The 11532-nt window shown below is 70.7% G+C and carries 13 protein-coding genes; 3 read left to right on the top strand and 10 right to left on the bottom strand.

Annotated elements, in window-relative coordinates; all coding sequences use genetic code 11:
• The first annotated feature begins 288 nt into the window (after positions 1 to 288).
• Complete coding sequence (locus Pta02_RS36155; protein WP_203879523.1) at positions 289 to 936, top strand: DUF6461 domain-containing protein; 648 nt, start codon at positions 289 to 291, stop codon at positions 934 to 936.
• A gap of 193 nt (positions 937 to 1129) precedes the next feature.
• On the opposite strand, the gene Pta02_RS36150 is transcribed toward Pta02_RS36155, so the two are convergent.
• The 4 genes from Pta02_RS36150 to Pta02_RS36135 are packed head-to-tail and all read right to left on the bottom strand — an operon-like array spanning position 1130 to position 2544.
• Positions 1130 to 1462, bottom strand: a complete 333-nt coding sequence (locus tag Pta02_RS36150) for a YnfA family protein (RefSeq protein ID WP_203879522.1) — start codon at positions 1460 to 1462, stop codon at positions 1130 to 1132.
• A complete protein-coding gene (gene merT / locus Pta02_RS36145) occupies positions 1459 to 1785 on the bottom strand; it encodes a mercuric ion transporter MerT (RefSeq protein WP_203879521.1) in 327 nt (108 codons plus the stop codon). The genes Pta02_RS36150 and merT overlap by 4 nt, the downstream gene beginning before the upstream one ends.
• Positions 1769 to 2215: a MerR family transcriptional regulator gene (locus tag Pta02_RS36140; protein ID WP_203879520.1), complete on the bottom strand. Its 447-nt coding sequence runs from the start codon at positions 2213 to 2215 to the stop codon at positions 1769 to 1771. Before Pta02_RS36140 ends, merT begins: the two co-directional genes overlap by 17 nt.
• Positions 2212 to 2544, bottom strand: coding sequence for a hypothetical protein (locus tag Pta02_RS36135; RefSeq protein ID WP_203879519.1), 333 nt, complete (start codon positions 2542 to 2544; stop codon positions 2212 to 2214). Before Pta02_RS36135 ends, Pta02_RS36140 begins: the two co-directional genes overlap by 4 nt.
• A gap of 261 nt (positions 2545 to 2805) precedes the next feature.
• On the opposite strand from Pta02_RS36135, the gene Pta02_RS36130 reads away from it, so the two are divergent.
• A complete protein-coding gene (locus Pta02_RS36130) occupies positions 2806 to 3150 on the top strand; it encodes an SCO4225 family membrane protein (protein ID WP_203879518.1) in 345 nt (114 codons plus the stop codon).
• Between the two features lie 60 nt (positions 3151 to 3210).
• On the opposite strand, the gene Pta02_RS36125 is transcribed toward Pta02_RS36130, so the two are convergent.
• The 6 genes from Pta02_RS36125 to Pta02_RS36100 all read right to left on the bottom strand — a co-directional run bounded on the left by Pta02_RS36125 (position 3211) and on the right by Pta02_RS36100 (position 9795).
• Entirely contained in the window at positions 3211 to 4140 is a 930-nt protein-coding gene (locus Pta02_RS36125; protein ID WP_203879517.1) for a CPBP family intramembrane glutamic endopeptidase, read from the bottom strand.
• A complete protein-coding gene (locus Pta02_RS36120; RefSeq protein ID WP_203879516.1) occupies positions 4137 to 4721 on the bottom strand; it encodes a PadR family transcriptional regulator in 585 nt (194 codons plus the stop codon). The genes Pta02_RS36125 and Pta02_RS36120 overlap by 4 nt, the downstream gene beginning before the upstream one ends.
• A gap of 85 nt (positions 4722 to 4806) precedes the next feature.
• Complete coding sequence (locus Pta02_RS36115) at positions 4807 to 6009, bottom strand: serine hydrolase domain-containing protein (RefSeq protein WP_203879515.1); 1203 nt, start codon at positions 6007 to 6009, stop codon at positions 4807 to 4809.
• Positions 6010 to 6097: 88 nt separating this feature from the next.
• Positions 6098 to 6688, bottom strand: coding sequence for a TetR/AcrR family transcriptional regulator (locus Pta02_RS36110; RefSeq protein ID WP_203879514.1), 591 nt, complete (start codon positions 6686 to 6688; stop codon positions 6098 to 6100).
• Between the two features lie 105 nt (positions 6689 to 6793).
• A complete protein-coding gene (locus Pta02_RS36105) occupies positions 6794 to 9106 on the bottom strand; it encodes a glycoside hydrolase family 3 C-terminal domain-containing protein (RefSeq protein WP_203879513.1) in 2313 nt (770 codons plus the stop codon).
• A complete protein-coding gene (locus Pta02_RS36100; protein WP_203879512.1) occupies positions 9103 to 9795 on the bottom strand; it encodes a TetR/AcrR family transcriptional regulator in 693 nt (230 codons plus the stop codon). The genes Pta02_RS36105 and Pta02_RS36100 overlap by 4 nt, the downstream gene beginning before the upstream one ends.
• 207 nt (positions 9796 to 10002) lie before the next feature.
• On the opposite strand from Pta02_RS36100, the gene Pta02_RS36095 reads away from it, so the two are divergent.
• Positions 10003 to 11529: an ABC transporter substrate-binding protein gene (locus Pta02_RS36095; RefSeq protein ID WP_203879511.1), complete on the top strand. Its 1527-nt coding sequence runs from the start codon at positions 10003 to 10005 to the stop codon at positions 11527 to 11529.
• Positions 11530 to 11532: the final 3 nt, after the last annotated feature.

The following is an 11532-nucleotide window of genomic DNA, read 5'->3' as shown; positions in this document are numbered from 1 at the left end:
AGACGCAGCCGGAAGCGGGGTTCGGCCCTCGCTGACCGTGCTGATAAGGAAGAGGTCCCAGGTTCAAGTCCTGATAGCCCCACCCAGATCAGAGGCCATTTCCCACAGCGGGAAGTGGCCTTTTTGATCTTTCTGGTGACTGAGTGAGTGACTAAGCCCTCTTGGCCTCACCGGGAGAGATCAGGTCCATCGCCTTCTTCACGAAGGCTGCCGCCCGTCGAGCCCGAACTCCAGCCGGTCCCGTACGGCGTCGCCCACGGTGTAGCCGGGTGCTGCGAGTATGACGGGGTGATCGCGACTCCCGACGACTATTCCTGGTTCTCCCGTGAGCGCTTCCCCGAGCTGGCCGATGCCCACTGCTTCACCTACGTTCGCGGTCTGACGCCTGAGGAAGTGGTGAACCGGCTCGGCGTGCGGGTCGAGGCCTGCTCGCGCATGACGCTTGACGAGCTGATCCGGTACTCCCATTCCGGCTCTCACGAGCGGGACGCCTTCGGTGTCGTCGCCGTCGGCGAATGGGCGCTCATGGTCGAGACCGGCGACATGCTCGGCACCAGCGAAGGGGCCATCCGGCCACTGTCGGCGGGCACCCGCCTCGTCTGCCATTTCTACCTCGAGTCCAAATGGATGGACTACTTCCACTGGATCGACGACGGGGAGATCCGGTTCGAGTTCCTGCACGAGGAGGGGTACTCCCACTGGACGGAAGACGGAGAGATCCGGTTCGAGTTCCCGCATCGGGAAGGTTACTCAGAGGAGATGCCGGACGAACTGGCGGAGACCATGGAGCGGATCGACTCCCTCCACCCGCATGGTGCCGACCCCCACGAAGGGCCGTCGTTCATGCTGGCCGAGCGTCTCACCGGGATCACGATGACGCCGCAGCTGCTGGAGGAGTCGATCTATCTGTGCGGAGGCATCCCCAGACGCAGGTGAGCAGAATCCCCATCCACGTCCCCTCGCGGGTTGGCTGTGTGATCCCGTATTTCGCTTCTTCGATGGTCCTTGACAGAGCAAAGCTCGCGGACGCCGCCTGCTGGACCGGATCCACCGACGACGGCTTCGCCGCCCTGAGCCGGCTGACCGGTCCGGGCAGCTCTTCCGCCCAGAACTGACCGCTCTCCTCAGGTCACCCACGTGGGGCGTACATGATGACCAGCACGCCGAGCATGCAGACGGCCGCGCCGATGATGTCCCAGCGATCCGGCTGGAACTTGTCCACCACCATGCCCCACACCAGCGAGCCCGCGACGAACACGCCCCCGTAGGCGGCCAGGATGCGGCCGAAGTTGGCATCCGGCTGGAAGGTGGCCACCAGTCCATACAGTCCCAGCGCGATGACCCCGGCCCCCACCCACAACAGCCCGCGCTGCTCTCGCACCCCCTGCCAGACCAACCAGGCCCCCCCGATCTCAGCCAGGGCGGCCACTACGAACAACAGCAGGGAACGCGCGACAGTCACGGCCGTGACTGTAGAGGATCGACCTCGATGTGCCGGCGCATGCCGCCCCGGCAACCGCAACCGGTCCCACCCGCACACCCGGAAGTCTTCTTCCGGCGACGTGCCGTCCAGGCCAGGCCCCACGCCGCAACGGCCAGAGCCGCCAGCACCACGGCCACGGTCGGCATGATGTCGATGATCGCGACCGCCCCGGCTCCGCCGATCACTCCAGCGGCCAGCAGGAGGGGAAGCGCGCAGCACGCCGCGCAGGCCAGCGCCGCCATGCCTGCCAGCCCTGCCGGTAGCAGCCGCCGACGCTGTTTCGGGTCAGTCGACGTCGGCACGTCGTCCTCCTTCGGTCAGCTCGGCGAACGGCAGCGGACAGCATGAACTGGCCGCGCACGCCATCAGGTCGTCACATCCGGCATCCACCGCCTGAAGCAGCGTCTCCCGGATCGTCTGAAGGTCGGCGATCTTCTGCTCCACCTCGGTCAGCTTTGCCACCGCCCGCGCCTGCAATCCGCGGTCAGGCCTGCCGTGGCGGTGCCCGCCCGCCTCGACCAGGTCGGCCACCTCATCCAGGGTGAAGCCCAGCCGTTGCGCCGCCTTGATCACGCGCAGGGCGGTCACGGTCTCCGGCGGGTACAGCCGGTGCCCGCCGTTGCTGCGCCGCGGTTCCCGTAGCAGGCCCCGCCGGTGGTAGTACCGCAACGTCTGGGCGTTGACGCCCGCGGCCTCGGCGACCTCGCCGGTCCGCAGCCAGGCACCGGTCATGACGCCACCTGCGGAGCTGCCTCGATCGCCCGCGTCGCGAGCCCGTCGAGCACCTTGGCGTGGACTGCCGGCACCTCGACGTCCAGGGCCAGGCGCTCACCGCCCGGGGTGAGGGTGAAGGTGAAGAACGAACAGCAACCGCTCTCCCGGGCCGTCAGATCCCGCGCCGTCTCCTCCACCTGCACTCCGCCGTCGAGGACCAGCCGCAGGTGCGTCGGAGCCACCCGTTCCAGCCCGCGCAGCGCCGAGGCGAACAGCGTGTCGAACTCCGCCAGCCGCAACGGCCGCTCCTCGGTGGGCAGGGTGCATTCCGCCGGCGCCCATTCCATGAGCCCTCCCAGTGCCACAGCCGCCCGTCTCCGCCGCGAGCGGCCCCTACAGCTCGACGGTAAGCCTGTACCGGGGTACAGGATGCAACCCCCTGCGACCCATCGCCCTTACGATCAGAGGCCTCAGGTTCAAGTCCTGATGGTCCCACCCAGACCAGGGGCCGTTTCCCGCGGTGGGATGCGGAAAACGAGCACCTCGTCCGGCGCCGGCTGAGTATTCCTACTCACGGCCGGGGGCTTCGGGGCGAACAGACTCGGAGCATGCGACTCACAAGAGCACTGACCCGCTACGTCACCCGTTACGACCGGGGGACCTTCGCCCTGTCCGTCGCCGGTTCCTACGCGCTGATCGTTCTGGGCACGGTCGCCTACGTGGCGATCACCGCGCATCAGTCGGGCAGCCAGGGGCTGGAGGCGATCGTTCTGTTCGCCGTCACCGCTCCTGCCTCGCAGCTTCTCATGCTCCTGCCGATCGACGTGTCCGGCGTCCTGTTCACCCTGCCGGGGCTCACGGCGATCGGGCTGCTGCAGGCGTGGTCGCTGTGGCTGATCGCGCGGGGACGCAGGACGACCGGGTTTCCGGTGGGGGTTCCGGTCCCGGGTTGATCACTGAGCTGGGCACGGCCGGGCCCTCCGTCCTTCTCCGGACGGGGGGCCCGGCCGTGCTCAGCTCTCCGGGCGGCCGCCGTTCCGGGTCCGGTGGCGCAGGAGGAGGAGTCCCGTCCCGCCGAAGAGGAGGATCGAGAGGACCGAGTTCGGGGCGATGCCGAACAGCACGTCGCCGTGCCCCTCGAAGCTCAGGTGCCCGTTGATCAGCAGGGGGGTCACGAGCGCGTTGCTGACCGTGTGGAGCACCACGCCGGGCCAGATCGAACCGGTCCGCACGCGCATCTCGCCGTAGAGGACGGCCAGCGCCATGATGCCCGCGAAGAAGATCGGCAGGTACCACGCCCACGGCAGCGACGTGCTCTGGCGGAAGTCCGCCGGGGACATCCAGACCGCGTACAGCGGGAGGTGCCACAATCCCCAGACCAGCCCGACGAGCAGGTGCGGGGCGATGCCGCGCAGGCCGAGGGCCATCGCGGTGCGCGTGCCGTACCCGCGGAAGATGAACTCCTCCAGCAGGTTCTTGACCAGCAGGAAGCCGAGCGTGGTGACGAAGGCTTCGGCGAAGGGCGGTTTGCCGGCGAGCGGGGTGCCGGAGAAGGTCGCGAGGCCGGTCACGACGGCCGCCGCCACCGCGACGGCGGTCGTGACCGGGGAGAGCCCCGCCGCGAACCCGAACCAGCGGGCCCGGTCCGCGAACCGCAGCGTGAGACCCAGGGGCCCCGCGCCGTCCCGGCTGACGAAGTGGAGCACGAGCGCGGTCAGTGCCGGGACGGCGATCCACAGTCCCTGCCCGTTCGTGCCGCCGCTGGTGGAGGTCACGCTCCCGGTGCCGACGATCTGCCCGGTGGCCCGGTCCATGGCGGCGAAGAGCCAGCCACCGCCGACGGCGACGGCGGAGAAGACGGCGAAGTTGATCCGGGCGCGGAGCCGCGAGACCGGACGGCGCTGCCCGGCGACGTCCACGGGATCGGCCTGCGTGGTCATCATGACTCTCCGTCCGTGGGGGTGGCGTCGTTCGTGGAGTCGTCCGCGGGGATGCCGGCGAGCATGGCGAGGGCTTCGTCGGCCCAGGCGATGACGCCTTCGGCTCCGTGCCCGCCGGCGGAGACGGTCATCAGGACGTACGGAAGGTCCGGGGAGCCCTCCTCCTCGGCGGAGAGCGTGCGGGCCAGGTCGTCGTACTCGGCCAGGCTCCGCTCGGCGTCGGCCTTCGCCTCCAGCAGCAGTTCCCGGCACTTCCGCACGCCCAGGGTCCGGCCGAAGAACAGGCGCAGCAGGAGCCCGTTGCGCGGGGGCGATGCCGCGATCGGCTCGCTCAGCAGCTCGCGCAGGCGCGCGGTGCCGGAGGCGGTGATGACGAAGGTCGAGGAGCCGGAGCGCGGCCCCTCGCGGCGTTCCACATGGCCCTGCTGTTCGAGGGCGTTGAGCGTCGGATAGATCTGCCCGAAGCTCTCGCTCCAGAAATGGCCGAGCACGTCCCGGATGGCCTCCCGCAGTGCGTAGGCCGTCATCGGCTGCATGCTCAGTCCTCCCAGGACCGCCGTCTCCGTCTGGCTTCGCCGTGCCATCGGCACCTCCTTGTCTCTGTCAGAGATATCTAACAGATATATTAGGCGAGGGCAATCCTCCGCCCTGTGGAAAACCGGCGGGACTCTAGACGGCGGCCGGGCCGACGGCGTGCTCCAGGGCCTCCGTCCACGGCAGCCAGCGCGGATCGGGGCCGGCCGCCGGGTTCCAGGCCATGTTGGTGCACAGGTAGGCCACGGCCGTACCCGTGCGCGGCTGGGCGTAGGCGAGGCGCCCTCCGGCTCCGGCGTGACCGAAGGAACCCTCGCCGAGCATCGGCAGGCCGGGGCGGGGCAGCTCGTAGCCGAGCCCGAAGCGGGAGGACTCCGTGGCGGGCAGGCGGTGGAAGGGCGGTGGGGCGGGCAGCTCGTCGGTCTGCGGCGCGACGGCCCGTGCCACGCCGTCCCCGTCGAGGAGACGGACGCCGTCGACCTCGCCGATCGTCGCAGCGTACATGCGGGCGAGAGAGCGGGCGTCGGCGACGCCGTTGGCGGCCGGGATCTCGGCGGCCCGCCCCTCGGGCCGGTTGAACGCCTCCATCGCCTCGGTGATGCCGTGGAAGGTCGCGGCGGTGCTCCGCACCAGCCGGTCGGTACGGTCGAGGCCCAGGTCGGCGAGGAACGCGAGCACCTCCTCCTCGCCCGGCTGGGGCCGCAGGGAGAACTGCGGCAGGAAACGGGGCTCCTCGGACTCGGGCATGCCGATCCACAGGTCCAGCGCGAGCGGGGCGGCGACAAGATCGGCCAGGACGGTCCCGGCCGTCCGGCCGGTGGCGCGCCGGATGACCTCGCCGACCAGATAGCCGTAGGTGAGGGTGTGGTACATGACCGCGGTCCCCGGCTCCCACAGCGGCTCCATCGCCGCCAGCGCGGCCACGCAGGCGTCCCAGTCCAGATAGCTGGCCGGGCCGATCCGCGTCTCCGGATCGAACCCGGACAGCCCGGCCCGGTGGGAGAGCAGGTCCGACACGCTGATGTGGGCCTTGCCCGCGGCCGCGAACTCCGGCCAGTACGCGCGGACCGGGGCGTCCAGGTCGAGCTCGCCGCGCAGGGACAGCAGGTGGGCGCAGGTGGCGACGGCTCCCTTGGTGACCGACATGACGACGCCCAGCGAGTCGCCGCCGACCGGGCGGCCGCCGATCGGGTCGGCGCCCGCCCACAGGTCCACCACGAGGTGCCCGTCCTGGTAGACGGCGAGCTGGGCGGCGCCCTCGTCACCCTCCTGCCCGCGCGCGAATCCGTCGCGGACGCCCTCGAACCCGGGCCGTACGGTGCCGTGAACCTCGGTCATGCCCTGTCTCCCGTCGCGTGGGGCGCCTTCCAGGCGCTCCCCTCACGCGGGGTGGCCTGACACCTGAAAACCGTACGATGCTCGGTTTTCAGGTGTCAACGTGTTCCCCGGGCGAGGGCCTGAGCAGTCCGAGCACGTCGGCCATCGGCTCGCGCATGTCGATGGATCGGTCCGACAGCCACTGCAGCTGGATGCCGTCGGCGACGGCCAGAAGGAGTACGGCGACGCGGTCGGCGGGGACGGCGGAGGTGATCCGGCCGGCGTCCATCGCCTCCTGGACGCGGCGGGTCACCGCCTCGCGCAGCGTCGCGTAGCGGGAGGGGAAGAAGTCGTGCGCCGGGTGGGAGGCGTCCCCGGCCGTGGCCGCCATGGAGACGAACAGCTCCACCAGGCCGGGGGTGCGCATGCCCTCGCCCAGGGTAGCCAGAGCGTCCTCCAGCCCGCGGTACTCCGCGCGCCGTTCCCGCTCGACGTCGTCGCGCATCCGCAGGACCTGGATCAGCAGGTCCTCCTTGGACTCGAAGTAGTGCATGATCCCCGGCAGGCTCAGCCCGCACCTGGCGGCGACCTTGCGCAGGGAGGTCCCGCGGTAACCCTCCTCCGCGAAGATCTGCAGCGCGACCTGGAGGATCTCCAGCCGCTTGGCCTCGCCTTTGCGGTAGGGGCCCCGCTTCGTCATGGCCACACCCTACGGCCTGCCCCGCGGGCCCTCGGTGAGGAGCCCGCGGGGCAGGACGACCGCTGTCGCAAGACGTCATAAGACGTCGCAAAGGGTGTCCTCCGGTCACGCGTCAGGGGCGGCGCCTTCCGCGGGCGCGTTCCGGACCGCGGAGACCAGTTCGGTGACGACGTCCGAGGTCAGCCCGATGCCGAAGGTGGAGAACTTGATCAGCGGGATCCCCAGCGCCAGGTTGATCAGCGCCGAGTGGCCGCCGGAGGCGTCGAGCAGGCCGGCGGCGCGTCGCATCCGGGCGCCGAGCAGCTCCGCGCCGACGGGGTGGGCCAGCCACTCGCCCAGGGTGGACATCGGCCCGAGCTCGTCCGTCAGCCCGTCCCCGGCGGTGGACACCTCGGCCCGCAGGCGGATGTCGCGCGAGGACGCGCCCACCTCGACGACGAAGCTGCCCGGGTCGATCCGCCAGCCGCGCCGGGACGGCGACCAGCGGGCGACGTCCCGGCCCGTCAGGGTGAAGGAGACCCGGCGGGACTCGCCGGGCTCGAGCCCGACCTTGGTGAATCCGCGCAGCTCGTGCCGGGGCCGGGACGGGGCCTGCTCCTCGAAGGCCACATACAGCTGCACGACCTCGTGGCCGGACCGGCCGCCGGTGTTGGTGACGGTGGCCTCCACCGTCCAGGTGTTCCCGCCGTTCTCCACGACGGCGAGGTCGTCGTAGGAGAAGCGGGTGTAGCTCAGTCCGTGCCCGAAGGGGTAGGCCACGGGGACGTCGAGGGTGTCGTAGTGGCGGTATCCGACGTAGCGGCCCTCGCCGTAGACCACATGCCCGTCCCGGCCGGGGAAGTTCAGGTGGGAGGGGACGTCGGCGAGCTTGACCGGGATGGTCTCGGTGAGCCGGCCGCAGGGGCTGTGGAAACCGAACAGCAGGTCGGCCAGCGCGGTCCCGGCGGCCTGGCCGGGCAGCCAGCCCTCCAGGATCGCGGACGCGGCGTCCTGCCACCGCGCCACCCCGACCACGCCGCCGTTGGCCAGGACCACCGCGACCCGGGGGCAGGCGGCGGACACCGCGCGCAGCAGGGCGATCTGGCCGGCCGGAAGGTCGATCGTGGTGCGGTCGAACCCCTCGGACTCGGCGGCCTCGGGCAGGCCGAGGAACACCAGCGCGGTGTCGGCCGACGCGGCGGCCGACACGGCGTCGGCCACCAGGGCGGCGTCCGGCGTGCCGTCCAGAGTGAAACCGGGGGCGAAGGACAGCTCGGTGCCGGGACCGGCGGCGGCGCGCAGCGCGTCCCAGGGGGTGTCCAGGCGGGTGGGCACCACGTGCGAGCTGCCGTGGCCCTGGTAGCGGGGGGTGCGGGCGAACTCCCCGATGACGGCGATCCGCTGGGAGCCGGCCGGGTCGAGCGGCAGCAGGCCGCCGTCGTTCTTCAGCAGTACGGCACCGGCCCGGGCGGCCTGGCGGCACAGCTCATGGTGGGCGTCCTCGTCCCAGTCGTCGAAACGCCGCGGCTCCTCACCCTGGCCGTCGAAACGCGGCGTCTCCTCGTCCCGGCCCGCGGAGCGCCGTGCGTCCTCCACCCGGCGTACCAGCCGGATGACGCGTTCGGCGGCGGCGGTGACCGCCGACTCCTCCAGGCGGCCGGCCGTGACCGCCTCGACGATCTGCCCGTCGGTGCCGGTCGGGGGCATCTCCAGGTCGAGCCCGGCGGCCAGGGCGGCGACCCGGTCGTTGACGGCGCCCCAGTCCGACATCACCAGGCCGTCGAAGCCCCACTCGCCCCGGAGCACCTCGGTCAGCAGCCAATGGTTCTCGCTCGCGTAGACCCCGTTGATCCTGTTGTAGGCGGTCATCACCGCGTACGGCGCGGCCTCGCGCACGATGCGCTCGAAGGCGGGCAGATAGATCTCGCGCAGCGTCTGCTCGTCGACGTCGGCGCTCACCCGCATCCGGTCGGTCTCCTGGTTGTTGACCGCGAAGTGCTTGACGCACGCGCCGATCCCCAGCGACTGGATCCCGGCGACCACGGCCGCGCCCATCACCCCGCTGACGAGCGGGTCCTCGGAGAGGTACTCGAAGTTGCGGCCGCACAGCGGGGACCGCTTGATGTTCACGCCGGGACCGAGCACGACGTCGGCGCCCAGCGCCGAGGCCTCCCTGGCCAGGGCCGCGCCCACCCGCCGGGCCAGCTCGGGGTCCCAGGAGGATCCGAGTGTGACGGCGGGCGGGAAGCACGTGGCGGGAAGGCTGGCGTTCAGCCCGAGGGCGTCACCGGCCGCGGGGTCCTGGCGCCGGATGCCGTGCGGGCCGTCGGTCAGTGTGATCGCACGGACCCGCCCGTCGACGGGGGTGGTCTGCCAGGTGCTGCTCCCGGAGGTCAGCGACGCCTTCTCGGCCAGGGTGAGGTCGTGGGGGAGGTTCATGTTTCGGCCTCTGCGCTCATGATGGACGTGGGGGACGGCTCCGGATCGGAGCGGTGGTCGGGGAGGGGCGGGGCGTCGCTGAAGTCCAGTCCGATCCGGGCGCAGAAGGCCACCACGGCCGCGTGCATGTCGACCGTGGCGGGGGCGAGCAGCCACTGGGTCTGCAGCCCGTCCATCACGGCCAGGAGCATCTGGGCGGTCAGCTCGGGGTCGTAGTCGGGCCGGGGATCGGTGCGGGCGGCCAGCGCCGTGAAGGCCGCGGTCAGCTGGCCGCGCAGGAGCGCGTAGCGCCTGACGAAGTAGGTGTGCGCGGGGTGGGCGGGGTCGACCGCCTCGGTGGAGATTTTGGCGTAGAGGCTGACCAGGCCTGGGGTGCGCATGTTGCGGTGAACGACGCCCACGATCAGCCGCAGGAACTCCTGCGGGCTGTCTTCGGGGTCGACCCGGAACAGGACCTTGGCGTCCTCCCGGTCGCGATGGCTCAGCACCTCGATGAGCAGGGACTCCTTGCCGGGGAAGTGGTGCAGGAGCCCGGCGTGCGTGAGGCCGACGTGCGCGGCGATGTCGCGCAGCGAGACGGCGTGGAATCCGGACGCGGCGAACAGCTCCGCGGCGGAGGCGAGGATCCGCGCGCGTGTGCGCTCGCCCTTCGACGGTCGCACGGCGGGTGCCTGGGTCTGGTCGCTCACGGAGGTCTCTCCTGGGGGTGCGGCTCGGGGGTCCTTCGAGGGCCGCTGTCAACGGTACGGCGTCGCCGCCTCACCCCCGCCGGGCCGAAACTTACCACCTGGTAGATTTCGGTGCGGTAAAACCTACCACGTGGTTAGTTTCGTGTGTATGCTCCCGACATCCCCCCGGCGGAGCCTGTCTTCCGCCCCCTCATCGGGAGTAGTGACATGCGGAAATATGCATCGACCGTCACGGCCGCCCTCGTCTTGGCGCTCTCGGGATGCGCCGGCGCGCAGGGTGGCCCGGAGAGCGGCACGTCCGGTGCCCCCACGACGCTGAACATCGCCACGCTGACCAAGACGACCAGCATGGATCCCGCGACCGCGGTCGGCAGCGGCCTGCCGTTCTTCCAGCCGGTCTACGACACGCTGATCAAGCGGGAGCCCGACGGCTCCTACAGCCCGATGCTCGCCACGGAGTGGGCCTACGACGACTCCAACACCGAACTGGCGCTCACCCTGCGCGGCGGCGTGACCTTCCAGGACGGCACGGCGTTCGACGCGGCGGCCGTCAAGGCGAACCTCGACCGCTTCAAGAAGGCCGGCGGACCGGACGCGGCCAACCTCGCCGGTCTGAAGTCGGTCGAGGTCGTCGACGCCACCCACGTGAAGCTGACCCTGGAGCGGCCCGACCCCGGACTGCTGTTCTATCTCAGCGACTCCGCCGGGCTGATGGCGAGCCCCGCCGCCTTCGCCAAGGCCGACGAGCTCAAGACCAAGCCCAACGGCACCGGCCCCTACCGGCTGGACGGCGCCAAGACGGTCATCGGCACCAAGTGGGTCTACACCCGCAGGTCCGACTACTGGGGCGCCAAGCTGCCCTACGACACGATCACGATGAGCGTCTTCGACAACGAGACGGCCATCGTCAACGGCATCAAGACCGGCCAGATCGACACCGCCGTGCTCCAGGACGTCGGCCAGCAGGCCGGCATCAAGTCCGACCCGGGCGTCACCGTCGCCGACTACCCCTTCGACTTCCAGGGGCTGCTGCTGTTCGACCGCGGCGGCAAGGTGACCCCGGCCCTGCGCGAGGCCAAGGTCCGCCAGGCGCTCAACCACGCCCTGGACCGCGAGACCATGCTCAGCGCCATCCGGCAGGGCCGCGGCGAGATCACCGCCCAGGTCTTCGGGCCCTCCAGCACGGGATACGTCAAGGAGCTCGACGGGCGCTATCCCTACGACCCGGCCAAGGCCAAGGCGCTGCTGCAGGAGGCGGGTTACGGGGACGGCTTCACCATGCACCTGCCCCGCATCACCGCGATCGTCAACGACGCCCTGGCCGCCTCGATGCAGACCGACCTCGGCAAGGTGGGCGTCAAGCTCGTCTGGGACCAGGCGGACACCTCGGTCATGAAGAAGATCTTCATCGACCGGGAGTACTCGGGCATGGTCATGAACATCGGCCAGTCCTCCAACGACTGGATCGTGGTCCGCACGCTGGTGCTGCCCGGTACCTTCAACATGTTCGGCACCACCGACGAGACCGTCGGCAAGCTGGTCGCCGAGATCCAGGGCAAGAGCGCGGAGGCGGCGAAGGCCGACTTCCAGGAGCTCAACACCCACCTCGTCGAGGAGGGATGGTTCGTGCCGTTCTTCCGGATGACGAACCTGCTGGTCTCCGACAAGGACGTCAAGGCCGTGCCCCAGGCGGGAATGGCCGTCCCCTCCATCTACAACTACGCCCCCGCGTAGCCG

The organism is Paraplanobispora takensis, from assembly GCF_016863195.1.
Taxonomy (GTDB): Bacteria; Actinomycetota; Actinomycetes; order Streptosporangiales; family Streptosporangiaceae; genus Planobispora; species Planobispora takensis.
The sequence above is the reverse complement of the archived record's forward strand: the minus strand, read 5'-3'. Positions and strand labels throughout refer to the sequence as shown.